The 24671-nt window shown below is 59.0% G+C and carries 18 protein-coding genes; 12 read left to right on the forward strand and 6 right to left on the reverse strand.

Features of this window, described 5'->3' with window-relative positions:
- Window positions 1-174: 174 nt before the first annotated feature.
- Complete coding sequence (locus tag HMPREF3140_RS00130; protein ID WP_004151071.1) at window positions 175-1596, forward strand: MFS transporter; 1422 nt, start codon at window positions 175-177, stop codon at window positions 1594-1596.
- Between the two features lie 10 nt (window positions 1597-1606).
- Entirely contained in the window at window positions 1607-2830 is a 1224-nt protein-coding gene (locus HMPREF3140_RS00135; protein WP_070552790.1) for an acyl-CoA dehydrogenase family protein, read from the forward strand.
- A 45-nt stretch (window positions 2831-2875) separates the two neighbouring features.
- On the opposite strand, the gene HMPREF3140_RS00140 is transcribed toward HMPREF3140_RS00135, so the two are convergent.
- The 5 genes from HMPREF3140_RS00140 to queF form a co-directional block, all read right to left on the reverse strand.
- The gene (locus tag HMPREF3140_RS00140; RefSeq protein WP_002915261.1) at window positions 2876-3817 is read right to left on the reverse strand and encodes an aliphatic sulfonate ABC transporter substrate-binding protein; all 942 of its coding nucleotides are present in this window, start codon (window positions 3815-3817) and stop codon (window positions 2876-2878) included.
- Window positions 3818-3955: 138 nt separating this feature from the next.
- Entirely contained in the window at window positions 3956-5323 is a 1368-nt protein-coding gene (locus HMPREF3140_RS00145) for an L-serine ammonia-lyase (RefSeq protein ID WP_032412267.1), read from the reverse strand.
- A 65-nt stretch (window positions 5324-5388) separates the two neighbouring features.
- On the reverse strand, window positions 5389-6678 hold the full coding sequence (locus tag HMPREF3140_RS00150) for an HAAAP family serine/threonine permease (protein ID WP_004151070.1): 1290 nt from the start codon (window positions 6676-6678) through the stop codon (window positions 5389-5391).
- Between the two features lie 509 nt (window positions 6679-7187).
- Window positions 7188-8555, reverse strand: a complete 1368-nt coding sequence (ppnN, locus tag HMPREF3140_RS00155; RefSeq protein ID WP_002915258.1) for a nucleotide 5'-monophosphate nucleosidase PpnN — start codon at window positions 8553-8555, stop codon at window positions 7188-7190.
- Between the two features lie 111 nt (window positions 8556-8666).
- On the reverse strand, window positions 8667-9512 hold the full coding sequence (queF, locus tag HMPREF3140_RS00160; protein WP_004174633.1) for an NADPH-dependent 7-cyano-7-deazaguanine reductase QueF: 846 nt from the start codon (window positions 9510-9512) through the stop codon (window positions 8667-8669).
- A gap of 68 nt (window positions 9513-9580) precedes the next feature.
- On the opposite strand from queF, the gene syd reads away from it, so the two are divergent.
- The 8 genes from syd (at window position 9581) to HMPREF3140_RS00200 (ending at window position 18066) form a co-directional block, all read left to right on the forward strand.
- Window positions 9581-10126: a SecY-interacting protein gene (syd, locus tag HMPREF3140_RS00165; RefSeq protein ID WP_004174635.1), complete on the forward strand. Its 546-nt coding sequence runs from the start codon at window positions 9581-9583 to the stop codon at window positions 10124-10126.
- 631 nt (window positions 10127-10757) lie between these two features.
- On the forward strand, window positions 10758-11087 hold the full coding sequence (locus tag HMPREF3140_RS00170; RefSeq protein WP_002915249.1) for a YqcC family protein: 330 nt from the start codon (window positions 10758-10760) through the stop codon (window positions 11085-11087).
- Entirely contained in the window at window positions 11087-11881 is a 795-nt protein-coding gene (gene truC, locus HMPREF3140_RS00175) for a tRNA pseudouridine(65) synthase TruC (RefSeq protein ID WP_032412265.1), read from the forward strand. The genes HMPREF3140_RS00170 and truC overlap by 1 nt, the downstream gene beginning before the upstream one ends.
- Window positions 11882-11885: 4 nt before the next feature.
- The gene (locus tag HMPREF3140_RS00180) at window positions 11886-12329 is read left to right on the forward strand and encodes a flavodoxin (RefSeq protein ID WP_002915235.1); all 444 of its coding nucleotides are present in this window, start codon (window positions 11886-11888) and stop codon (window positions 12327-12329) included.
- 471 nt (window positions 12330-12800) lie between these two features.
- Window positions 12801-14153, forward strand: coding sequence for an MFS transporter (locus HMPREF3140_RS00185; RefSeq protein WP_002915225.1), 1353 nt, complete (start codon window positions 12801-12803; stop codon window positions 14151-14153).
- Window positions 14154-14155: 2 nt separating this feature from the next.
- On the forward strand, window positions 14156-15496 hold the full coding sequence (locus tag HMPREF3140_RS00190; protein ID WP_002915224.1) for an enolase C-terminal domain-like protein: 1341 nt from the start codon (window positions 14156-14158) through the stop codon (window positions 15494-15496).
- 17 nt (window positions 15497-15513) lie between these two features.
- Entirely contained in the window at window positions 15514-16854 is a 1341-nt protein-coding gene (gudD, locus tag HMPREF3140_RS00195; protein WP_002915223.1) for a glucarate dehydratase, read from the forward strand.
- Window positions 16855-16926: 72 nt separating this feature from the next.
- Complete coding sequence (locus tag HMPREF3140_RS00200) at window positions 16927-18066, forward strand: glycerate kinase (RefSeq protein WP_002915222.1); 1140 nt, start codon at window positions 16927-16929, stop codon at window positions 18064-18066.
- A gap of 60 nt (window positions 18067-18126) precedes the next feature.
- Here the strand turns inward: HMPREF3140_RS00200 and barA are convergent, their stop codons facing one another.
- Window positions 18127-20877 (reverse strand): two-component sensor histidine kinase BarA, encoded by a 2751-nt coding sequence (gene barA, locus HMPREF3140_RS00205; RefSeq protein ID WP_032412262.1) that lies wholly within the window; start codon window positions 20875-20877, stop codon window positions 18127-18129.
- Between the two features lie 113 nt (window positions 20878-20990).
- Here barA and rlmD point away from each other — a divergent pair, with 113 nt between their 5' ends.
- Window positions 20991-22295: a 23S rRNA (uracil(1939)-C(5))-methyltransferase RlmD gene (rlmD, locus tag HMPREF3140_RS00210; protein WP_032412257.1), complete on the forward strand. Its 1305-nt coding sequence runs from the start codon at window positions 20991-20993 to the stop codon at window positions 22293-22295.
- Between the two features lie 121 nt (window positions 22296-22416).
- Entirely contained in the window at window positions 22417-24654 is a 2238-nt protein-coding gene (gene relA / locus HMPREF3140_RS00215; protein WP_002915217.1) for a GTP diphosphokinase, read from the forward strand.
- The last annotated feature ends 17 nt before the right edge of the window (window positions 24655-24671 follow it).

Raw genomic sequence — 24671 nt, forward strand, 5'->3', positions numbered from 1 at the left:
TTTTCGTTGTTATTTATTTCCCTTGAGGATGCGTGAAAGCGCGTCCTTTTTGTGCTGGTGATATTTATTAACTTATTGATTATATTGATTATTATAGAATGATTTGTTGTTTTGATTCTCGTCGCGCGCGGTCTATAACCGCTGATGACCTGCACAAAATAATAAGGTGAAAAAATGAGTACATTACCAGTGGATAATCCCGGTATCGCTTCGGTACCGGTCAGTAGCGTCGGGGATGTGGCGCGGCTAATTAATTCCGGCAAGGAACAAGCGAAATATGCGCGGATGATTGTCTTCCTCGCGCTGGGGGGCGTTTTTCTCGACGCATATGACTTAACCACGCTCTCCTACGGTATTGATGACGTTGTACGTGAATTTCAGCTCTCACCGCTGCTGACCGGCCTGGTGACTTCGTCCATTATGGTCGGGACTATCGTCGGCAATATTATCGGCGGCTGGCTGACCGATAAATATGGTCGCTATTCGGTTTTTATGGCCGATATGTTCTTTTTCGTGATTTCGGCTATCGCCGCCGGGCTGGCGCCGAACGTCTGGGTGTTGATTGGCGCCCGCTTCCTGATGGGCATCGGCGTTGGCATCGACCTGCCGGTAGCGATGTCCTATCTGGCCGAGTTTTCCCGCTTTGCCGGCAAAGGCAACAAAGCGGCTCGCCTCGCGGCGTGGTGCCCGATGTGGTACGCCGCCTCAACCGTCTGCTTTCTCATTATCTTCGGCCTCTATTTCCTGCTGCCGCAGGAGCATCTTGACTGGCTGTGGCGCGCCTCCCTGCTGTTCGGCGCCGTGCCGGCACTGCTGATTATTGCCGTCCGCAGTCGATTTATGAATGAATCCCCGCTGTGGGCGGCGAACCAGGGCGATCTGACCTCTGCAGTGCGTATTTTACGCGACTCCTGGGGGATCCATGCCCATGAGGTCCCGGCGGCGAAGCCCGCGCCAGCGCCGAAAGTGAGCTTCCGCGTGCTGTTCGAAAAACCCTACCGCGAGCGGACTATCGTCGCCGGGGTGATGAATATCTGTATCTCCTTCGAGTACACGGCGATTGCCTTTTTCCTGCCGTCAATTCTTGCCCAGTTCCTCGGGGCTGGCGTCTTCGAAACTATTTCGGCATCGCTGGGGCTGAACGCCCTGTTTGCTTTTACCGGTGGGCTGCTCGGTATGCATCTGGCGTGGAAATATCCTTCGCGTCATGTGGCGATAGCCGGCTTCGCCCTGCAGTTTGTGGCGCTGATTGTGCTGGCGCTGGTGGGGCAACCGCACGCGACGGCAGGTATCGTGCTGGCTATCGCGATGCTGGGGCTGTGGCTGTTCGCCGAAGGGTTTGGCCCGGGGGCGCAGCTGATGATCTACCCGGCGCTCTCCTATCCTACTGCCATTCGCGCCACCGGGGTCGGTTTCAGCCGGGCACTCTCCGGGATCGGCAGCGCGCTGGCGTTGTTTATTCTGCCGCTGCTGCAGGCCTCCCTCGGCACGCAGATGTTCTGGGTGGTCTCGCTTGCCGCCATTATTCCCATTTTCTTCCTGCTGGCGGTCCGTCATGAACCGACGCGAGAAGATATCGACGCACTTCATGAATAAGGAACTGACAATGACCCTGCTTTCTACTGGCACCGATTATGACGCGCTGGCGGCCGCCTTCCGCCCGATATTCACCCGTATCGCCCAGGGCGCTGCGGAGCGCGAACAGCAGCGCATTCTGCCCGATGAGCCGATCCGCTGGCTGAAAGAAGCGGGCTTCGGCACGCTGCGTATCCCGCGCGAGAAGGGCGGCTGGGGCGCTTCGCTGCCGCAGCTCAGTGCGCTGCTGATCGAGCTGGCGCAAGCGGACTCTAACCTGCCGCAGGCCCTGCGCGCGCACTTTGCCTTTGTGGAAGATCAGCTGAATCAGCCGGATTCCGCCGGGCGCGACCGCTGGTTTCGTCGCTTCCTCGACGGTGAGCTGGTGGGCAGCGGCTGGACGGAGATCGGCGCGGTTAAGCTGGGAGAGGTGAACACCAGAGTGACGCCGACAGAGGGCGGCTGGCGACTCGACGGCGAGAAGTTTTACAGCACCGGCGCGCTGTACGCCGACTGGATCGATGTGTTTGCCCGGCGCAGTGATACCGCCAGCGATGTGATAGCCCTGGTCAGCACCCAGCAGACCGGCGTGGTGCGGGAAGATGACTGGGATGGCTTTGGCCAGCGGTTGACCGGCAGCGGGACCACCCGCTTTACCGGCGCTCGGGTGGAAACCGAACATGTCTATGATTTTGCCCAGCGCTTTCGCTATCAGACCGCCTTCTACCAGCATGTGCTGCTGGCGACCCTCGCGGGCATTGGCCTGGCGGTTGAGCGGGATGCCGCGCAGGGCGTCAAACATCGTTCCCGGATGTACAGCCACGGCAACGCCGCCGTGCCGCGCGATGACGCCCAGGTTCTGCAGGTCGTTGGGCAGATCAGCAGCTGGGCATGGGCGATCCGGGCCGCGGTCCTGCAGGCCGCGGAATCGCTGCAGCAGGCCTATGTGGCGCACGTCAGCGACGACGAAGCATTGATTGCCCGGCGTAACCAGCTGGCGGAAGTGGAAGCGGCGCAGGCGCAGGTGATCGCCAGCGACTGGATCCCGCGGGCGGCGACGGAGCTGTTTAATGCCCTCGGGGCGTCGGATACGCGAACTCGCCTTGCGCTGGATCGCCACTGGCGCAATGCGCGGACGGTTGCCTCGCATAATCCGGTGATTTATAAGGCACGTAATATCGGTAACTGGCTGGTGAACGGTGAAGCGCCCACCTTTATCTGGCAGATAGGCAATGGTGAGAAAACGGCGGGGTAAGCCTGTCGGCGACGGGAGGCGCAGAGCTTCCCGTCGTCAGGAAAATCAAGGTTTATCCAGCGACCAGGTGGCGCTGCGCACGTCGACTTTCACCGGCAGCAGGCCGATGCGCGTAAAGGTATCCGCCAGCGCCTGCTGTTCGTTATACACCGCCGGGGTCATGCGTTCGGCACCGTAGGGCAGGCGGGCCAGGGTCTTCAGCCAGATGGCTTTATCCAGTCCGGTTGAGGTCGACAGCAGCCCGGCGGCCTCGTCCTGATGGCTGTTCGCCCACGCGCTGAGTTTACCCAGCTCATCCACCACCTGCTTTGCTGTCTCCGGGTAGGTATCTGCAAACTTGCGGCTGGCGAGATAGAAGGTGTAGTGCGGCACCAGCCCCTCGGCATTGCGGATCTGTCGGGCTTTCGCGTTGGTTTCCACTTCTGCGAGGAACGGATCCCAGATCACCCACGCATCAATCGCCCCGCGCTGGAAAGCGGCGCGGGCGTCCGCCGGCGGCAGATAGACCGGGGTGATGTCTTTATAGCTGAGGCCCGCTTTTTCCAGTGCGGCAACCAGCAGGTAGTTGACGTCAGACCCCTTGTTCAACCCCACGCGCTTGCCCTTCAGATCGGCCACGCTGTGGATTGCCGACTGTTCAGGCACCACAATCGCTTCCGTTTTCGGGTTAGCGGGGGAGTGGGCAAGGTAGACCAGATCGGCTTGCGCCGCCTGGGCAAAGGCCGGAGGCGCATCGCCGGTCGCGGCCAGATCGATACTACCGACGTTCAGCCCCTCCAGCATTTGCGGCCCGGCGGGGAATTCGACCCAGCGTACGGCAATGCCCTGTTTTTTCAGGCTCTCATCCAGCGTGCCGCGGTACTTCAGCAGCGCGAAGATATTCGCCTTTTGATAGCCGATGTTGACGGTTTCCGGCGCTTTGGCCAGCGCGGAGGTAGAGAGGGCGGCGAGGACCAGCAGCCAGGCGGGGCGGAATCGGTTGGACATTGTCTGTTCTCCTTAGCGGTTTTGCGTAAGGTAACAAACAGCGCTTATAACCATTAAATAACTAAAATTTTATTAATATAACAAAAAGAGTTATGCAGGACGATGGCCCGACACGCCGACGCGTGGCGGGCCAGCAGGTTAGTCGCAGGCAACAATCTTCATCGCCAGACCACCGCGGGAGGTTTCCCGGTACTTGGCGTTCATGTCTTTGCCGGTTTCGTACATGGTCTCGATCACTTTATCGAGACACACTCGCGGCTCGCTGGTCCGGCGCAGCGCCATTCGCGCGGCGTTGACCGCTTTCACGGCAGCGATAGCGTTGCGTTCGATGCACGGCACCTGCACCTGGCCGGCGACCGGGTCGCAGGTCAGGCCGAGGTTATGCTCCATAGCGATCTCTGCCGCGATGCACACCTGACCCGGGCTGCCGCCCAGCAGTTCCGCCAGACCGGCCGCCGCCATCGAGCAGGCGACCCCCACTTCACCCTGGCAGCCGACTTCGGCGCCGGAGATGGAGGCGTTCATCTTATACAGCGAACCAATCGCGCTGGCGACCAGCATATAGCGGGCCAGGGAGTTGCTGTTCACCTTGCGGATAAACTTGTCGTAGTAGGCCAGCACCGCCGGCACGATACCGCAGGCGCCGTTGGTTGGCGCGGTCACCACCCGGCCGCCGGCGGCGTTCTCTTCGTTCACCGCCAGGGCGAACATATTGATCCAGTCGACCACCGCCATCGGATCGCTGTTGGTGGTGTCCTGGCTCACCAGCATACGGCGCAGCGCGGCGGCGCGGCGCGGGACGCGCAGTTTGCCCGGCAGGACGCCTTCGGTGGTGATGCCGCGCTCGATACCGGCGCTCATCACTTCCCACACCGCGGCGAAGTGTTGCTCAAGGGCTTCTTTGCTGTGCAGCGCCAGTTCGTTCTGCATCATCAGGCCGGAGAGCGACAGCCCGGTTTCACGGCAGTGACGCTGCAGGTCGGCGGCGTTTTTGTAAGGGTAAGGAACGGCAACCGGCGCCTCGGTAGTCTGGCCGAAGTGCTCCTCATCAACGATAAAGCCGCCGCCGATAGAGTAATACTTCTGGCTGTAGAGCACCTTGTCGCCGGCCAGGGCGGTGATGCGCATGCCGTTCTCATGCAGCGACAGGTTGTCGGCATGGAAATTCATGCACTGATCCACCGGGAAGTCCACTTCGTGCTGACCGTTGGCCAGCATCAGGCGGCCATGGGTATTAACGTCCTGAATAAAGCCCGGAATGGCGTCGATGTCGACGGTGTCCGGCAGGTTGCCGGCGAGTCCCATGATAATCGCGATATCGGTATGGTGGCCTTTACCGGTCAGGGAGAGGGAGCCGTAGACGTCGACGACGACTTTGCTCACCTCGGCCAGCAGGCCGCGCGCGATCAGGTCGTCAGTGAATTGTTTGCCCGCTTTCATCGGTCCAACGGTATGGGAGCTGGAAGGGCCAATGCCGATTTTAAAGATATCGAATACGCTGATCATATGTATTCCCGTGCTGTCGGAAAGCGCGCCGCCGTAAAGCGGCGCGGGGGGAGGCGTTGAATGAATTAGCTGAACAGAGAGTAGAAGATCGCGGAGATGGCAATCAGGCCCATAATCACCACGAAGACGTTGCTGATATGGCCGCTGTATTTACGCATCGCCGGGACTTTCTGAATCGCGTACATCGGCATCAGGAACAGGATCATCGCGATAATCGGGCCGCCAAGGGTCTCGATCATACCGAGGATGCTCGGGTTCAGGGTTGCCACAATCCAGGTGGTGATCAGCATGAACAGCGCGGTCAGCTTGTTCAGTTTGTTGATTTCAATCGATTTGCCTTTACTGCGCAGGGATTTGATCACCATGCCGTTAAAGCCTTCGCGAGCGCCCAGATAGTGGCCAAGGAAGGATTTGGTGATGGCGATCATCGCGATGATCGGCGCCATCCAGGCAATGATTGGCGCGTTAAAGTGGTTCGCCAGGTAAGACAGAATCGAGATGTTCTGCTCTTTCGCCGCCGCCAGGTCTGCCGGAGAGAGGCTCAGAACGCAGCTGAAGACGAAGAACATCACGGTCAGCACCATCATGATGTGGGCGCGAGCGAGGATACTGGAGCATTTCTTCTCAGCGCCTTCGCCGTACTCTTCACGTTTGGCTACCGCGAAGGAAGAGATGATCGGCGAGTGGTTGAAGGAGAAGACCATCACCGGGATCGCCAGCCACAGGGTCATCAGCAGGCCGTTGCCGGTAACGGAAGCGCCGCTCAGGGAGAGCGTCTCCAGCGCCGCGCCGTTCCACTGCGGGATCAGATACAGAGCCAGCACCATCAGCGCGATAACGAATGGGAACACCAGCACGCTCATCGCTTTCACAATCATCTGCTCGCCGAAACGCACGATGGTCATCATGCCGACGATCAGGATCAGCGACAGAATGGCGCGCGGCGGCGGCGTCATGTGCAGCTGATGCGCCATGAAGGTTTCGACGGTGTTAGTGATCGCCACGCTGTAAACCAGCAGGATCGGGTAGATAGCGAAGAAATAAAGCAGGGTAATCAGCTTACCTGCGCCTACGCCGAAGTGTTCTTCCACTACTTCGGTGATGTCTTCGCCCGGGTTTTTCCCGGAGAGCACGAAGCGGGTCATGCCGCGGTGGGCGAAGAAAGTCATCGGGAAGGCCAGAATCGCCATGATGATCAGGGGGATCATGCCGCCAACGCCGGCGTTGATCGGCAGGAACAAGACGCCCGCGCCAATCGCTGTACCGTACAGGCCCAGCATCCACATGGTGTCGGTTTTACGCCATCCGCTGCGGGTTTCGCCCGAAACGATGGTGCTGGTTTGAGTGGTTTCCATCTGTATCTCCTGGAGGAATCAACAAAATCTAATGAATAAATACAATTGCGTAACATGAAATTCGTTTAATTACGGTATTTTTAGAAATTTTCTCCGTAATAATTGGGCCGGAAAGATACATTTATATGGTTTATGCATCAGTGATCGCGATCTCAAATGCAATAATCCACTTTCAATGTGCGTATTTTTAGTCCAACAGCCTGTTTCTGGTGATCAGCCAGCGATTTGTGGCGCGAAGGCTACCATTTGCAGCATATGAGATAAAAGCGGAGCGGCGTAATAACGAGGGATTTACTGTAAAAAAGAGAACTAGTCGACGTTTTTGCGCTTAAAACCATTTTTTGTAGTGATAATTGTCGCAGTTTTTACCAACGCAAACGTTTGGCTATGTAGAAATAATTCAGGTGATTGATTAGTAACAGAAAGGTTTTTAGCGCGTTCTGGAAGTCAGAGGAAGAGAGCCCGCCGGGGGCAGGCGTCAGGCGATGCCCCGGCGGGAGTGTGGGAAATCAGGCGATGATTTCGTAGCAAGGAATATAGGCGGTGCCGCCCGGAAGCTTCATGCGGTGCTGGGCGACGAAGCCCTGCAGCAGATCGTCCATACGGCGCATCATCTCCGGATCGCCGTGCAGTTTGTAAGGACCGTACTGCTCAATGGCCTGGATGCCCACCTCTTTGACGTTCCCCGCGACAATCCCGGAGAAGGCACGACGCAGGTCGGCGGCCAGCACTTCCACCGGCTGATCCGGGGAGAGTTTGAGGTTGGCCATGTTCTCGTGGGTCGGATCAAACGGCATCTGCAGGTCCGGCGAGATGCGAATCGACCAGTTAAAGCTATAGGCGTCATCGGTCTCGCGACGGCTCTCTTTCACCAGCGGCATCGCTTTTTTCATCTGCCGCGCCACTTCCGCGGGGTCGTCAATGATGATCCGGTAGTGGCGACGGGCCGATTCGCCCAGGGTATGGGTGATAAACTCGTCCAGTACGCGGAAGTAGTCGGCGCTCTCCTTCGGCCCGGTGAGGATCAGCGGCAGCACCTGCGCTTTGTTGTCGGGGTGCATCAGAATACCCAGCAGGTAGAGCAGCTCTTCGGCAGTGCCGACGCCGCCCGGGAAAATAATGATCCCGTGGGCGATACGTACGAAGGCCTCCAGACGCTTTTCGATATCCGGCATGATGATCAGTTCATTGACCAGCGGGTTCGGTGGTTCCGCAGCGATAATGGATGGTTCGGTCATGCCGATAAAGCGGCTGTCTTTGTAGCGCTGCTGCGCATGGCCGACGGCGGCGCCTTTCATCGGCGCCTCCATTGCGCCAGGCCCGCAGCCGGTGCAGATATTCAGTTCCCGCAGGCCCAGCTGCGTACCGACGCGGCGGGCGTAGAGATATTCGTTTTCGTTGATGGAGTGGCCGCCCCAGCAGACGATCATGTTCGGCGCCTCGCCGACGTGCAGCGCGCGGGCGTTGCGCAGGATCGAGAACACCAGGTTAGTGATATGAACCGAACTTTCGAGATCGAGGTTCGGGAAGCGAACGGTATTGTGGATCTGGCCGTAAACGAACAGGATATCGCGCAGCACGGCGAACAGGTTGGCCTGCAGGGAGCGGATAATCCGCCCGTCAACGAAGGCGTCTTCCGGCGGGTTGATCAGTTCCAGCTTCACGCCGCGTTCGCGCCGCAGCACGTTAATCTCGAAATTTTCGAAACGGGACAGGAGCTCCTTGCTGTTATCGGTCAGGCTCCCCGAATTGAGCACAGCAAGCGAGCAGTTGCGAAAGAGTTGGTACAGGTCGCTGCTGGCGGTGCGCTTAAGCATATCCACTTCCAGCTGCGACAGCATATCCATTGAACCAAGCGGGCTAACATGTGTAATCAAGTGAACTCCTTACAGGACGCTTATGGTCTTCCTGTGATTACAATAGCCCTGCGAACGGCGTTTCCACAACCTTGCGCGCGCCTAAACGCACGCAAATTGTGAAATTGTTTATTATTGACGGGCGAGGCGGCCGGTGGCGGGGGAAAAGTCGCCATTGCTGCGCCAGGGGTTGATATCCAGACCGCCGCGTCGCGTATAGCGGGCGTAAACGGAAAGCGATTCCGGCTGGCAGAAACGGAGAATATCGTTAAAGATACGCTCGACGCACTGCTCATGGAATTCGTTATGGTGGCGGAACGAAACCAGATAGCGCAGGAGCTGCTCGCGGTCGATTTTCGCCCCCCGATACTGGATCTGCACCGAGCCCCAGTCCGGCTGATGAGTGATAAGGCAATTAGACTTCAGCAGGTGGCTGACCAGCGTCTCCTCCACGATTTTGCCGCTGGCGGCGCCCTGCAGGTAATCGGCGCTGAACTGATAGTTATCGATCTCGATATCCTGATCGTCGATGCAGGTGCCGTGCAGGCGGGCAATCGGCTGGCCTTCCAGTTCATCCAGGCGGTAGAGCGATACCTTAACCTTCCCCTGCGCGCAGGCGCTGAGATCGCGAGTCAGCGTCTCTGCAACGTCCTGCCAGCTAGCGAAACGGGTCTGGTTAAAGCTGTTGAGATAGAGCTTAAAGCTTTTCGACTCCACCAGATTGAGGCTGGTATCGGGCAGCTCGACGTGGCCGACAGCTACCTGCGGCAGACCTTTGCCGTTCAGCCAGGAGAGTTCGTACAGCGTCCAGATATCGGCGCCGTGAAACGGCAGATTATCGGCATGCAGGCCCAGCGGGTCGCGGTTTAAACTGCGCGGCACGCCCTGCAGCAGCGAGGCGTCATAGGTATCGCGGTAATCGGTTGATTTACCGAGCGTCAGGCCGGCCAGCGCCTGATGATTATCGTAAGAAGACATGTTTCACCATAGTAAAGCGGGTACACTATTGCTCCAGTGTATCCTGTCTAACGTGAAGAGAGAAACCGGTGGACCATCAGACAGCAGAAGCGCTACGCGCTTTTACCCAACGATATTGCGCCGCCTGGCAGCAGCAGCGCCACAGCCTGCCGCGCAGTGAAGAGCTTTACGGCGTCCCGTCGCCTTGCGTTGTCGACACCCAGGGCGAGGCCGTTTTCTGGCAGCCGCAGCCGTTTTCGCTGGCGCAAAATATCAGCGCGGTTGAACGCGCCCTCGACATTGTGGTACAACAGCCGCTTCATTCTTATTATACCACTCAGTTTGCCGGCGATATGTCCGGCCGGTTTGCCGGCGAAACCTTGACGCTGCTGCAGACCTGGAGTGAAGAGGATTTCCAGCGGGTGCAGGAAAATTTAATCGGGCACCTGGTGGTGCAGAAGCGGTTGAAGCTGTCGCCGACGCTGTTCATCGCCACCCTCGAGAGTGAACTGGATGTGATATCCGTCTGTAATCTCAGCGGCGAGGTAGTCAAAGAGACCCTCGGCACCGCCAAACGCATTACGCTTTCTCCCTCACTTGCGGGTTTCCTCAACCACCTTGAGCCAGTTCTGTAATCCAGTCTGCCAGATCGTTTGTGAGAGATCTCTTACAAAACCTGTAAGAGATCGTCATCATTTAAGGTAAATTTAATCCATACTTTTTTATATAAGTTGTTGGTATTAAATCAGATCTTAATTTTTTCGTCCTTTTGAGTGGGGACTAATCTTAAGAGATTGTCTCAAGAAGGGTTGTAAGAAGGGGCAGAATCAGTGATCCTATGTCTGTCGACAGGACGTCGCGAAATGAAGCGAACATCAGGATGATGGCGCTTCTGCAGGACCCGCCAGGACGGCGTTGCAGGGACAGGCTTCAGGATGAAGCAAGGATAACGCAGGATCGCGTAATGGACACCTCCAGGATGGAGAACGAGAGCCGCTCAGGATGAACGGTGGATCAGGAAGATCGGGACAAACTTATGGATAAGTCATTTCGCATCGGGGTGGTGTGAAAGCAGGATGCACGTGTTTATGGATGAACATGGTCAGGAGACCTCAGGAAAAGTTTTCAAGGACGAGCAGGGAGCACCAATGTAGCGGGACTGCTGCAAAACGAACCGGGAGCACTGTTTATACAGTGCTCCCTTTTTTTATTTCTCCTGCGGATTTGCTATCCTGCGCCCGGTTTTTAACTCATCGAGGTTTCCCCATGACTCTTCACGATAGCGTGCGCGATCGCCTGCGCGCCATTGAAGCCCTGCTGCGCGAAACGGAGCACTGGCAGGAGACGGCGCCGGACAGCAGCGCCTTCGCCAGCGATAAGCCGTTTTGCCTGGATACCCTGGAGCCGCTGGAGTGGCTGCAGTGGGTCCTGATCCCGCGTATGCACCAGCTGCTGGAGAGCGGCCAGCCGCTGCCGCAAAATTTTGCCGTTGCGCCTTATTACGAAATGGCTCTGGATCAGGCCCACCCGGTCCGCGAATCCATGCTGGCGGAACTTCTGCTGTTAGACGCGCTGTTTGCCGGTGAGCAGGCCTGATGCTGGAGATTATCTACCTGGACGACTGGCTGGTGGCGGTCAACAAACCCTCGGGCTGGCTGGTGCATCGCAGCTGGCTCGATCGCGACGAGAAAGTGGTGGTGATGCAGACTGTGCGCGACCAGATCGGTCAGCACGTTTTTACCGCTCATCGTCTCGACCGGCCCACCTCCGGCGTGCTGCTGATGGGATTGTCGAGCGAGGCGGGCCGGCTGCTGGCGCAACAGTTCGAGCAGCACCAGATCCGGAAGCGCTACCATGCGATCGTCCGCGGCTGGCTGATGGAAGAGGCGCTGCTGGATTACCCGCTGGTAGAGGAGCTGGATAGAATCGCCGATAAGTTCGCCCGCGAAGATAAAGGGCCGCAGCCAGCGGTAACCCACTACCGCGGTCTGGCGACAGTGGAGATGCCAGTGGCGACTGGGCGCTATCCCACCTCGCGCTATGGGCTGGTGGAACTGGAGCCGAAAACCGGCCGCAAGCACCAGCTGCGCCGTCATCTGGCCCACCTCCGTCATCCGATCCTCGGCGACAGCAAGCACGGCGATCTGCGGCAAAACCGCAGCGCCGCGGAACATTTCGGCTGTCACCGCCTGATGCTGCACGCCAGCGAGCTGTCATTAACCCATCCTTTTACCGGCGAGCCGCTGACCCTGCGCGCCGGTTTTGACGACGTCTGGATGCGCGCGCTGTCGCAGTTTGGCTGGCGCGGGCTTCTCCCGCTAAATGAAAGGGTTGAGTTTGCCGACGACAGCGGTCAGGATGAAGAGAATAAGGTCAATCCAGGGAGATAATAGCATGGCGGAAGTCGGAATTTTTGTCGGCACCATGTACGGCAACTCGCTGCTGGTCGCGGAAGAAGCGGAAGCGATCCTCAGCGGACTGGGACACAAGGCTACCGTGTATGAGGATCCGCAGGTCAACGACTGGGAATCCTACACGGGTAAGTATGTGCTGGTGGTCACCTCCACCACCGGGCAGGGCGATCTGCCGGACAGCATCGTCCCGCTGTATGAGGGCATCAAAGATATGTATCAGCCTCACCTGCGGTACGGCATTATCGCGCTCGGCGACAGCACCTATGCCAACTTTTGCGGCGGCGGCCTGAAGTTCGATCAGCTGCTGCAGGAGCAGGGCGCGAAGCGCATCGGCGAGATGCTGAAGATTGACGCCAGCGAAGACCCGGAGCCGGAGAGCGTCTCCAATCCGTGGGTTGAGCAGTGGGCCACCCTGCTCGCATAAAAGCGCTGCCCTCTCCCTACGCAGAGGGCGCTCTTTCAATACGTCGCGGCCAGATACGCGGACGTCAAAATAGTAGCGCTTTCCAGGCGCCGCGCCTTTAGGCAAACGCCACAATATCCTTAGCAATATCATGGCTTAAGCCAGCCAGTTTCACCGGGTCAAGTGAGGTATTTCACACTCCGGCCCTTTTTGCTGCGCTATGCGGCGCCAGCGGCGCTGGCTTTTCATTTCCGTGAACTTCCCCCCATTCTTTCAGGCATTCGCCACAAACCACCTGCAATAGCGGCGTAAAAGCTGTGTGGATGCACGGTGAGCCGCGGTGTGCCTCTTCATATACTGCTCCAGCCAGTGATAAATGCAGTGCCAGATATAACGACAACTATCAAAACACGACCACGTCATTCTGATTACCCTACAGGTTGTGCTGTTCAGAATGAACGTAGCTAAACGCTATGATTCAGGAGTACAACAATGAGTTCATTAAGTCAGGCGGCGACGGCGGCTGAAAAGCGTACCAACGCCCGCTACTGGATAGTGGTGATGCTGTTTATCGTCACCTCTTTTAACTATGGCGACCGGGCGACGCTGTCGATCGCCGGTTCGGAAATGGCCAGGGATATCGGCCTTGATCCGGTGGGGATGGGGTATGTGTTCTCCGCCTTCTCATGGGCTTATGTCATCGGCCAGATCCCGGGCGGCTGGCTGCTCGACCGCTTCGGCTCGAAGCGCGTCTATTTCTGGTCGATCTTCATCTGGTCGATGTTTACCCTGCTGCAGGGCTTCGTCGATATCTTCAGCGGCTTTGGCATTATCGTTGCGCTGTTTACCCTGCGCTTCCTCGTCGGCCTTGCCGAGTCGCCGTCATTCCCCGGCAACAGCCGGATCGTCGCCGCCTGGTTCCCGGCGCAGGAGAGGGGGACAGCGGTATCGATTTTTAACTCCGCCCAGTACTTTGCCACCGTTATTTTCGCGCCGATCATGGGCTGGCTGACGCATGAGGTGGGTTGGTCGCATGTGTTCTTCTTTATGGGCGGGCTGGGGATTGTGATCAGCTTTGTGTGGCTGAAAGTGATCCACGATCCGAACAACCACCCGGGCGTGAACCAGAAAGAGCTGGACTATATCGCCGAAGGCGGGGCGCTGATCAACATGGATCAGAAGAGCAGCGCGCAGAAAGTGCCGTTTAGCGTCAAAATGGGGCAGATCAAGCAACTGATCGGCTCGCGGATGATGATCGGCATCTATATCGGTCAGTACTGCATCAACGCCTTAACCTACTTCTTTATCACCTGGTTCCCGGTTTATCTGGTGCAGGCGCGCGGCATGTCGATCCTCAAAGCCGGCTTTGTCGCCTCGATTCCGGCGGTGTGCGGCTTTGTCGGCGGGGTGCTGGGCGGGGTGATCTCCGACTGGTTAATGCGCCGCACCGGCTCGCTGAACATTGCGCGCAAAACGCCGATTGTGCTGGGGATGCTGCTCTCCATGACCATGCTGATGTGTAACTATGTCAACGTGGAGTGGATGGTGATCGGCTTTATGGCAATGGCCTTCTTCGGCAAAGGGATCGGCGCCCTCGGCTGGGCGGTGATGGCGGATACCGCGCCGAAAGAGATTAGCGGTCTCTCCGGCGGTTTGTTCAATATGTTCGGCAATATCTCCGGCATCGTCACCCCGATCGCCATCGGCTATATCGTCGGCACCACCGGCTCGTTCAACGGCGCGCTGATCTACGTCGGTATCCATGCCCTGGTGGCGGTGCTGAGCTATCTGGTGCTGGTGGGCGATATCAAACGTATCGAACTGAAACCTGTAGCGGGACGTTAATCATGACTACTCAATCCAGCCCGATTATCACAGAGATGAAGGTCATTCCGGTGGCCGGGCACGACAGCATGCTGCTGAACATCGGCGGAGCGCATAACGCATGGTTTACCCGCAATATCGTGGTGTTAACCGATAACGCCGGCCATACCGGCGTCGGCGAAGCGCCCGGCGGAGAGGTCATCTACCAGACGCTGCTGGCGGCGATCCCGCAGGTGGTGGGCCAGGAGGTCGCCCGACTCAATCGCGTGGTGCAGCAGGTGCACAAAGGCAATCAGGCGGCGGATTTCGACACCTTCGGCAAAGGGGCGTGGACCTTCGAACTGAAGGTTAACGCGGTGGCGGCGCTGGAAGCGGCGCTGCTCGACCTGCTCGGCCAGGTGCTTAATGTGCCGGTCTGCGAGCTGCTGGGCCCGGGTAAGCAGCGTGATGCCGTCACCGTGCTGGGCTACCTGTTCTATATCGGCGATCGGCAGAAAACCGACCTTGGTTATCTGGACCATACGCCGGGCGATCACGAATGGTACCGCCTGCGCCACCAGCAGGCGTTGAGCAGCGAGGCGATAGTGCGTCTGGCGGAAGCCGCCCAGGATCGCTACGGTTTCAAAGACTTTAAGCTCAAAGGCGGCGTGCTGCCCGGCGAGCAGGAGATCGACACCGCGCGGGCGCTGAAAAAGCGTTTCCCGGATGCGCGCATCACCGTCGACCCTAACGGCGCCTGGCTGCTGGATGAGGCCATCGCGCTGTGTAAAGGGCTGCAGGATGTTCTGACCTATGCCGAAGATCCGTGCGGCGCCGAGCAGGGTTTCTCCGGCCGGGAGGTGATGGCCGAGTTCCGCCGCGCCACCGGGCTGCCGGTCGCCACCAATATGATAGCCACTAACTGGCGCGAAATGGGCCATGCGGTGATGCTCAACGCCGTCGATATCCCGCTGGCGGACCCGCACTTCTGGACGCTCTCCGGCGCGGTGCGGGTGGCGCAGCTGTGCGACGACTGGGGGCTCACCTGGGGCTGCCATTCCAACAACCACTTTGATATTTCCCTGGCGATGTTTACCCACGTCGGCGCCGCCGCGCCGGGCAACCCCACCGCCATCGATACCCACTGGATCTGGCAGGAGGGCGACGCGCGCCTGACCAAAAATCCGCTGCAGATTATTAACGGCAGCATTGCCGTGCCAGACGCGCCGGGACTCGGCGTGGAACTTGACTGGGAGCAGGTGCGCAGAGCCCATGAGGCCTATAAAGCGCTGCCGGGCGGCGCGCGCAACGACGCGGGCCCGATGCAGTACCTGATCCCCGGCTGGACATTCGACCGCAAACGTCCCGTTTTCGGCCGCCACTAATTAAAAAGGATGATGCTATGACGACTTTCTCTTCAACGCCCGTTGTCACCACCATGCAGGTGATCCCGGTTGCCGGCCATGACAGCATGCTGATGAACCTGAGCGGCGCCCACGCCCCGTACTTCACCCGCAATATCGTAATTATCAAAGATAACGCCGGCCATACCGGCGTCGGTGAAATCCCGGGCGGTGAAAAGATTCGCCAGACCCTGGAGGATGCCATTCCGCTGGTGGTGGGCAAAACGCTGGGCGAGTATAAAAACGTGCTGGGCGCGGTGCGCAATCAGTTTGCCGACCGCGACGCCGGGGGCCGCGGCCTGCAGACCTTTGACCTGCGCACCACCATTCACGTGGTGACCGGCATCGAAGCGGCACTGCTGGATCTGCTGGGCCAGCACCTTGGGGTCAACGTCGCCTCGCTGCTAGGCGATGGCCAGCAGCGCAGCGAAGTCGAAATGCTGGGCTATCTGTTCTTTGTCGGTAATCGCCATGCGACGCCGCTGGCCTATCAGAGCCAGCCGGATGAGCAGTGCGAGTGGTATCGCCTGCGCCATGAAGAGGCGATGACGCCGGATGCGGTGGTCCGCCTGGCGGAAGCGGCGTATGAAAAATATGGTTTCAACGACTTTAAGCTGAAGGGCGGCGTGCTGGCCGGTTTTGAAGAAGCCGAAGCGATCAGCGCCCTGGCGAAGCGCTTCCCGAATGCTCGCGTCACTCTCGACCCGAATGGCGCCTGGCTGCTTGAGGAGGCCATTCAGATTGGTAAACAGCTGAAGGGCGTGCTGGCCTATGCGGAAGATCCGTGCGGCGCCGAACAGGGCTTCTCCGGCCGCGAAGTGATGGCCGAGTTCCGCCGCGCGACGGGCCTGCCGACCGCCACCAATATGATCGCCACCGACTGGCGGCAGATGGGCCATACCTTGTCCCTGCAGTCAGTGGATATCCCGCTGGCGGACCCGCACTTCTGGACCATGCAGGGGTCGGTGCGCGTAGCGCAGATGTGCCATGAGTTCGGTCTGACCTGGGGTTCGCACTCTAATAATCACTTCGACGTGTCGCTGGCGATGTTCACCCACGTCGCGGCAGCGGCGCCGGGCAAGATCACCGCTATCGATACCCACTGGATCTGGCAGGAGGGCAACCAGCGTCTGACCAAACAACCTTTTGAAATCAAAGGCGGCATGGTGCAGGTACCGAGTACCCCGGGCCTGGGGGTTGAGCTGGATATGGACCGCGTGATGCAGGCAAATGAGCTATATAAGAAACATGGTCTTGGCGCCCGCGACGATGCGATGGCGATGCAGTATCTGATCCCGGGCTGGACCTTTGACAACAAGCGTCCATGCATGGTGCGCTAAAAGTCCGCCGGCCTCTGCGGGGGCCGGCATTGCGCGACAGCGCCAGGGGTTGGCTCAGAGTAAGGACAGCAGATGAAAATAGTGATCGCACCGGATTCCTGGAAGGAGAGCCTGAGCGCGCTGGAAGTGGCCAGTGCGATAGAGCAAGGCTTTCGCGAGATTTATCCTGACGCCGAGTACGTCAAGCTGCCGGTTGCCGATGGTGGGGAAGGGACGGTGGAAGCCATGGTGGCGGCGACCGGCGGGCTTCTGGTTCCGCTGACGGTCACCGGGCCGCTGGGCGAGCCGGTTGAGGCATTTTACGGGCTGTCCGGCGATCGCCAGTGCGCCTTTATCGAAATGGCGGCGGCCAGCGGCCTGGAGAGCGTCCCGCCGGCGCAGCGTAACCCGCTGCTGACCACTTCCTGGGGTACCGGGGAGCTTATCCGCCATGCGCTGGACGCCGGGGTAAGACAGATCATTATTGGTATTGGCGGCAGTGCGACCAATGACGGCGGCGCCGGGATGGCGCAGGCGCTGGGGGCGAAACTGCTGACCGCCGAGGGCCAGCAAATTGCCTCCGGGGGCGGCGCGCTGGAGACGCTGGCGCGAATCGATCTCAGCGAACTCGATTCGCGGCTGGCAGATTGCCGGATTGACGTTGCCTGCGACGTCACCAACCCGTTGACCGGCCCGCAGGGCGCCAGCGCGGTGTTCGGCCCGCAAAAAGGGGCGACGGCGCAGATGATCGACCGGCTCGATAGCGGCCTACGGCACTATGCCCGGATTATCGCCCGCGATTTAGATATCGACGTGCTGAGCCTTGAGGGCGGCGGCGCGGCGGGCGGCATGGGTGCGGCGCTGTATGCGTTCTGTGGTGCTCAGTTGCGTCCGGGCATTGAGATTGTCACCGATGCGCTACAGCTGGCTGAGCGGGTGGCGGATGCCGATTTAGTGATCACCGGCGAAGGGCGTATCGATAGCCAGACGATCCACGGCAAAGTGCCGGTGGGGGTGGCGAGGGTGGCGAAGCGTTTTAACGTCCCGGTGATCGGGATTGCCGGCAGTCTTACCGCCGATGTTGGCGTCGTGCATCAGCACGGGCTGGATGCGGTATTCAGCGTGTTGTATACCATCTGTACCCTTGATGAAGCGTTGGCCAATGCCGCCGCCAACTTGCGAATGACGGCGCGTAACGTAGCCGCGGTTTTGCAGATGGGCGACAGGCGGTAACCCGGCTGGCGCAGTGGTATTTGTAGTCCGGATGAGGCGCGTAGCGCCGCTATCCGGGGTTTACACCCCCATCCGGCACGCTTCGCGGGCCACATTATCCATCTCATCTAACAGCTCAAGCAGCTCCGGCTCCAGATCCTCGGCGGCGGTGCCTGCCCGCAGCTGACTTTCCAGGGTATGGCACAGCTTTTTCAGCCGCGGCACGCCGCTATAGCTGCAGCTGCCGTGCAGTTTATGGATCAGATCCACCAGCCCTTCCGGCTGCTCGCCCACCAGCTGCTCCTCAACTTTGTTACGCACCTCCGGCATAAAGGCGATCAGCATTTGCAGCATCTCCCGCGCCAGGTCCGGCTTCATGGCCGCCTGGCGCAGCGCCAGCTGCCAGTCGAGCGTTTGATTATGATCGACGATCGGCTCTGCGGGCGGTAGCGACGCCGGAACGACGCTGTGCAGGCCGGGCTGATAGCGCAACAGCAGTGCGTGCAGTTTCTCTTCTTCGATTGGCTTCGCCAGATAGTCGTTCATGCCGGCGCTCAGTAATTTCTCACGCTGGCCCTCCAGGGCGTGCGCGGTGACCGCAATAACCGGGGTTTGCTGATGATGGGACAGGTGATGGATAAGCTCACAGGCGCGGATGCCGTCCATATCCGGCATCTGAATATCCATCAGGATCAGATCCATCTGCAGCTGCTTGGCCTTGTCCACCGCCTGCTGGCCGCTGTCGCAGAGGATCACCTGCTGCACAAGATCATCCAGCAGGGCGCCAATCAGCTTCAGGTTAGCCGGGTTGTCGTCGACGGCCATTACCGTCATTGGCAACTTATGACTGTCGATCTGCATCAGCGGCGCGGAGGCAAGCGCGTGGCTGGTAGCCACCAGCGCCGGTAGCAGACGGGTGGTGGTGAGCGGCTTTAACAGGCAGGCGGCAACGCCGTCGCGCTTCAGGGCTTCGGCGCTGACCTGGGCATGGCACGGCAGGGCCAGCAGTACGTTATCGGACATCGCGCAGGCTTTGGCTAATTTTTCCCGATGCGGCGACAAATCGCGCATTGAAACCGGGATACCGACCAGCAGAATGTCATACTGCGCTTCCGCCAGCGAGGAGAAGGTAGGGCTGTAGATAACCTCCAGCGGCGTAGCGGCCAGCATCTCCAGGGTACACTGCGCCGCCGTCGCGTTGGCTTCCACATAGGCCAGACGTTTGCCGACAAGCCCGTCGGTGTTCAGCGTATCCGGAATGGCGTTCGGGTTGAGATCGAGGCTGATATGGAACCAGAAGGTGGAGCCGCGGTTCGGCTGGCTGTGGAACGAAATATCCCCGCCCATCTCTTTGACCAGACGCTGAGTGATCACCAGCCCGAGCCCGGTGCCGCCGTGGCGGCGTGAAATACTGGCATCGGCCTGACGGAAGGCCTGGAATAGCCGGGACTGGTCGCGCTCGGGGATGCCGATGCCGGTATCGTGGATCTGAATTTCGATCTGTACCCGGGAATTACTGATGGCCCGCTGCTCCACCAGTACGTCGATATTGCCGTGCTCGGTAAATTTGATGGCGTTGCCCACGAGGTTGGTCACAATCTGCTGCAGACGCAGCGGATCGCCAATGACGTTATCCGGTACATTGTTCTTAATATTCAGCGTCAGCTCCAGCCCTTTATCGTGCGCGGAATGCGCCAGCAGGGTGACCACTTCATCAAGCGAAGTGCGCAGCAGGAACGGAATACTCTCCAGGATCAGCTTCCCGGCTTCCAGCTTGGAAAAGTCGAGCACGTCATTGATGATCGCCAGCAGATTGTTGGCCGAACGTTCGATGGTGGTCAGGTGGTCGCGCTGCGTAGCGTTGAGATCGGTTTTCAGCGTCAGGCGGGTAAAGCCGATCACCCCATTGAGCGGGGTGCGCAGCTCGTGAGACATATTGGCCAGGAACTCAGACTTAATGCGCGCCGCCTCCTGGGCGCGCTTTTTCGCCAGGTCCAGCTCGACGTTCTGGATCTCCATCTGCTCAAGCGTTTCCCGTAGATCGGAGGTCGCCTGGTCGACGTTGTGTTGCATCTCTTCGTGGTATGCCGCCAGCGACATGGCCATCGAGTTAATGCCATTTTTCAGCATATCCAGTTCGCCGAGCATAAAGCCTTCGACCCGGCTGTCCAGCTGTCCGCGGCGGATGCGGTCGACAGTGTTAACCATATTGCGGATTGGCCCGGTGACGTCGCGCATCAGCCTCCAGCCGAAGATTAACGCGATGCCGATACAGAACAGCATCATTACGCTGGAGATAAAAATCTCTTTGTACTGCTGGAGGCGAACCGATTTTAGATCCAGCTCCAGGGCGACGTAGCCCAGCATATTGCCCGGCATTTTAGCGTCAGATTCGGGTGATTCATCCGGAGAATAGCTTTCCGAGACAATAGGCGTGCGCAGGATCATCATGTCGCCATCGCGGATGACGCTGAGGTGACGGGGGAATACCTCGCCTTTCGGGATCTGCAGTTCGCTGGGATTGAGCTGGTAATTGGAGGTGACAAATAAGCGGTTATGCGAATCGTACACCGAGATGGCCCGCACGATCTCCGAGTGGCGACGATGCAGAACGCTGATCAGCTGGCCGATGGATTCGCGGTTTTGCAAGTTCATGCCGTATTCGCTGGAGACCGCCAGCGGTTCGATAATACTGGCGCCAGCGTCCTCCAGCTGGCGTTGCAGGTCGTTATAACGATGAGCGACAAAGAAAATACTGAGCAACAGTCCTATCAGGACGGTTGGCGCCAGAATCAGAATCATCATGCGAGCACGCAGGCTGTAGTTGGTCATGCGGTTCCATTATGGGAGAATATAGACATCATCGTTCTGTGCAGCGTCGCTGCGCCTCGCGGCGCTGCCGCTCTGAACGAGCTCGTTTTATTTGATTGAGACAACTCTCTACGATGGCGCAATTCTACTCTGCAAAACGGCGTGTGACGACGCGCCAGATCATAACCGTTACAGTCAACGACCTCGATCCCTTTGGTCAGGGTGTTGCCCGCCATCAGGGGAAGGCGTTGTTCGTGAGCGGCGTGCTGCCCCACGAGCAGGCCGAGGTGGTGCTGGTGGAAGATAAAAAACAGTACGCCCGCGCCGAGGTGAAACGCCGACTGACCGACAGCCCGCAGCGCCAGGCGCCGCGCTGCCCCCATTTTGGCGTCTGCGGCGGATGCCAACAACAACATGCCAGCGTTCCGCTTCAGCAGCAAAGTAAACGCGCCGCGCTGGGGCGACTGATGAAGCGCGAGGTAGATGACGTCATCGCCGGCGCGCCGTGGGGCTACCGCCGTCGCGCACGCTTGAGCTTGAATTATCAGCCGAAGACCCAACAATTGCAGATGGGTTTTCGCCAGGCCAACGCCAAAGCGATCGTCGATGTAGTGCAGTGCCCTGTTTTGGTGCCCCAACTTGAGGCATTGCTGCCCGCCGTGCGCGAGTGCTTAAGCGCGCTGAGCGCATTACGCCATCTCGGCCACGTCGAGCTGGTGCAGGCGGACAACGGTCCGCTGATGGTGCTGCGCCATACCGCAACCCTGCCGGCGACAGACAGGGAAAAACTGGAACACTTTTCGCAAACTCACGGTCTTTCCCTGTACCTCGCGCCACAAAGCGAGATACTGGAGCATATTCATGGCGAAGCGCCATGGTATACCTCAGACGGACTACGCTTAGTGTTCAGCCCGCGGGATTTTATCCAGGTCAACGACGGCGTAAATCAGCAGATGGTGCGTACCGCACTGGAGTGGCTGGATCTGCGGCCAGAGGACCGGGTGCTGGATCTGTTCTGCGGGATGGGCAACTTTACCCTGCCGCTGGCGACACGCGCCGCCCATGTGGTGGGCGTGGAAGGGGTGCCGGCGCTGGTGGAGAAGGGGCGGGAAAACGCCGCCCGCAATGGTTTATCAAATGTCACTTTCTTCCATGAAAATCTGGAAGAAGACGTCACCCGTCAGGCCTGGGCGAAGCACGGCTTTGATAAAGTGCTGCTGGACCCGGCCCGCGCCGGCGCGCCGGGCGTGATGCCGCATATAATAAAACTGGCACCGCGGCGGGTGGTGTATGTTTCCTGCAACCCGGCGACGCTGGCGCGAGACAGCGAAACCCTGTTGCAGGCTGGATATCAGATTCAACGCCTGGCGATGCTGGATATGTTCCCGCATACCGGCCATCTGGAATCAATGGTGTTGTTTGAGCGCAGGCTTACATAAGGTCATTCACAACGTCGCAGAAGAGCCACCCTGGCCATGAATGCTGACGCGACCTGCAGGATGACATGTAGAAAGTTGAGGCTTGCCGACTTCGGCAGGCCGGTCCCTTAAGGAGAGGACAATGGTTGCGGTAAGAAGTGCACATCTTAATAAAGCTGGTGAATTTGACCCGAAGAAATGGATCGCGAGTCTGGGAATTTCCAGCCAGCAGTCGTGTGAGCGCTTAGCCGAAACCTGGGATTATTGTCGCGAAAAAACGCAAGGACACCCGCAGGCGGACCTGCTGCTGTGGCGGGGCGTCGAAATGGTGGAGATCCTCTCCACCCTAAGTATGGACATCGATACGCTGCGCGCGGCGCTGCTGTTCCCGCTGGCCGACGGCGAAGTTGTCAGCGAAGAGGTGATGCAGGAGAGCGTAGGTAAATCGGTCGTGACCCTGATTCACGGGGTGCGGGACATGGCCGCTATCCGCCAGCTGAAGGCTACCCATACCGACTCGGTCTCTTCCGAGCAGGTGGATAACATTCGCCGTATGCTGCTGGCGATGGTTGACGATTTCCGCTGCGTGGTCATCAAACTTGCTGAGCGGATCGCGCATCTGCGCGAGGTCAAGGACGCGCCGGAAGATGAGCGCGTTCTTGCGGCGAAAGAGTGCACCAATATCTATGCTCCCCTGGCGAACCGCTTAGGTATCGGCCAGCTGAAGTGGGAGCTGGAAGATTACTGCTTCCGCTATCTGCACCCGGCGGAATACAAGCGCATTGCCAAACTGCTCCACGAGCGCCGTATCGACCGCGAGCATTACATCGAAGAGTTTGTCGGCCACCTGCGCTCAGAGATGAAAGCCGAAGGCGTCAAGGCCGAGGTCTATGGCCGGCCGAAGCATATCTACAGTATCTGGCGCAAAATGCAGAAAAAACACCTCGCTTTCGACGAGCTGTTTGACGTTCGCGCGGTGCGTATTGTGGCTGAGCGTTTGCAGGATTGCTATGCCGCGCTGGGGATCGTCCATACTCACTACCGCCATCTGCCGGATGAATTCGACGACTACGTGGCCAACCCGAAACCCAACGGTTACCAGTCTATCCATACCGTGGTGCTGGGGCCGAGCGGCAAGACGGTGGAGATTCAGATCCGCACCCGGCAGATGCATGAAGACGCCGAGCTGGGCGTGGCCGCGCACTGGAAGTACAAAGAGGGCGCGGGAGCCGGCACCAGCGGCGGCCGCGGCTATGAAGACCGCATCGCCTGGCTGCGTAAGCTGATTGCCTGGCAGGAAGAGATGGCCGACTCCGGCGAGATGCTCGACGAAGTGCGCAGCCAGGTCTTCGACGACCGGGTGTATGTCTTTACGCCGAAAGGCGACGTGGTGGACCTGCCTGCGGGGTCGACGCCGCTCGACTTTGCCTATCATATTCACAGCGATGTCGGCCATCGCTGCATCGGCGCCAAAATTGGCGGCCGCATCGTGCCATTCACCTACCAGCTGCAGATGGGCGATCAGATCGAAATTATTACCCAGAAGCAGCCGAACCCGAGCCGTGACTGGCTGAACCCTAACCTCGGCTATGTGACCACCAGCCGCGGACGTTCGAAGATCCACGCCTGGTTCCGTAAGCAGGATCGCGACAAGAACATTCTCGCCGGTCGGCAGATCCTCGACGACGAGCTGGAGCATTTGGGCATCAGCCTGAAGGATGCGGAAAAGCACCTGCTGCCGCGCTATAACTTCAACGAGCTCGATGAACTGCTGGCCGCCATCGGCGGTGGCGATATCCGTCTCAACCAGATGGTCAACTTCCTGCAGGCGCAGTTCAATAAACCTAGCGCCGCCGAGCAGGATGCGGCCGCGCTGAAGCAACTGCAGCAGAAAACCTACACGCCGCAAAATCGCACCAAGGACAATGGCCGGGTAGTGGTGGAAGGGGTAGGCAACCTGATGCACCATATTGCCCGCTGCTGCCAGCCAATCCCGGGCGACGAGATCGTCGGCTTTATCACCCAGGGGCGCGGGATCTCCGTGCATCGCGCGGACTGCGATCAGCTGGCAGAACTGCAGTCGCATGCCCCGGAGCGCATCGTCGATGCGGTATGGGGCGAAAGCTACTCGGCGGGCTACTCGCTGGTGGTCAGGGTGGAGGCGAACGATCGCAGCGGTTTACTGCGCGATATCACTACCATCCTCGCCAATGAGAAGGTGAACGTGCTGGGCGTCGCCAGCCGCAGCGATACCCGTCAGCAGCTGGCAACCATCGATATGACCATCGAGATTTACAACCTGCAGGTGCTGGGCCGGGTGCTCGGTAAGCTCAACCAGGTGCCGGATGTGATCGACGCGCGCCGTCTGCACGGCGGTTAATTCGTCTGTAGGCCGGA

It is taken from the genome of Klebsiella sp. HMSC16A12, assembly GCF_001808265.1.
Classification (GTDB): Bacteria; Pseudomonadota; Gammaproteobacteria; order Enterobacterales; family Enterobacteriaceae; genus Klebsiella; species Klebsiella pneumoniae.

What these genes read in the sequence shown, in the direction of transcription:
- HMPREF3140_RS00185 (WP_002915225.1), top strand. Translation starts at nt 12,801, where the DNA reads ATGAGTTCATTAAGTCAGGCGGCGACGGCGGCTGAAAAGCGTACCAAC.
- relA (WP_002915217.1), top strand. Translation starts at nt 22,417, where the DNA reads ATGGTTGCGGTAAGAAGTGCACATCTTAATAAAGCTGGTGAATTTGAC.
- HMPREF3140_RS00200 (WP_002915222.1), top strand. Translation starts at nt 16,927, where the DNA reads ATGAAAATAGTGATCGCACCGGATTCCTGGAAGGAGAGCCTGAGCGCG.
- HMPREF3140_RS00135 (WP_070552790.1), top strand. Translation starts at nt 1,607, where the DNA reads ATGACCCTGCTTTCTACTGGCACCGATTATGACGCGCTGGCGGCCGCC.
- rlmD (WP_032412257.1), top strand. Translation starts at nt 20,991, where the DNA reads ATGGCGCAATTCTACTCTGCAAAACGGCGTGTGACGACGCGCCAGATC.
- queF (WP_004174633.1), bottom strand. Translation starts at nt 9,512, where the DNA reads ATGTCTTCTTACGATAATCATCAGGCGCTGGCCGGCCTGACGCTCGGT.
- HMPREF3140_RS00145 (WP_032412267.1), bottom strand. Translation starts at nt 5,323, where the DNA reads ATGATCAGCGTATTCGATATCTTTAAAATCGGCATTGGCCCTTCCAGC.
- barA (WP_032412262.1), bottom strand. Translation starts at nt 20,877, where the DNA reads ATGACCAACTACAGCCTGCGTGCTCGCATGATGATTCTGATTCTGGCG.
- HMPREF3140_RS00180 (WP_002915235.1), top strand. Translation starts at nt 11,886, where the DNA reads ATGGCGGAAGTCGGAATTTTTGTCGGCACCATGTACGGCAACTCGCTG.
- HMPREF3140_RS00170 (WP_002915249.1), top strand. Translation starts at nt 10,758, where the DNA reads ATGACTCTTCACGATAGCGTGCGCGATCGCCTGCGCGCCATTGAAGCC.
- HMPREF3140_RS00130 (WP_004151071.1), top strand. Translation starts at nt 175, where the DNA reads ATGAGTACATTACCAGTGGATAATCCCGGTATCGCTTCGGTACCGGTC.
- HMPREF3140_RS00150 (WP_004151070.1), bottom strand. Translation starts at nt 6,678, where the DNA reads ATGGAAACCACTCAAACCAGCACCATCGTTTCGGGCGAAACCCGCAGC.
- truC (WP_032412265.1), top strand. Translation starts at nt 11,087, where the DNA reads ATGCTGGAGATTATCTACCTGGACGACTGGCTGGTGGCGGTCAACAAA.
- HMPREF3140_RS00140 (WP_002915261.1), bottom strand. Translation starts at nt 3,817, where the DNA reads ATGTCCAACCGATTCCGCCCCGCCTGGCTGCTGGTCCTCGCCGCCCTC.
- gudD (WP_002915223.1), top strand. Translation starts at nt 15,514, where the DNA reads ATGACGACTTTCTCTTCAACGCCCGTTGTCACCACCATGCAGGTGATC.
- HMPREF3140_RS00190 (WP_002915224.1), top strand. Translation starts at nt 14,156, where the DNA reads ATGACTACTCAATCCAGCCCGATTATCACAGAGATGAAGGTCATTCCG.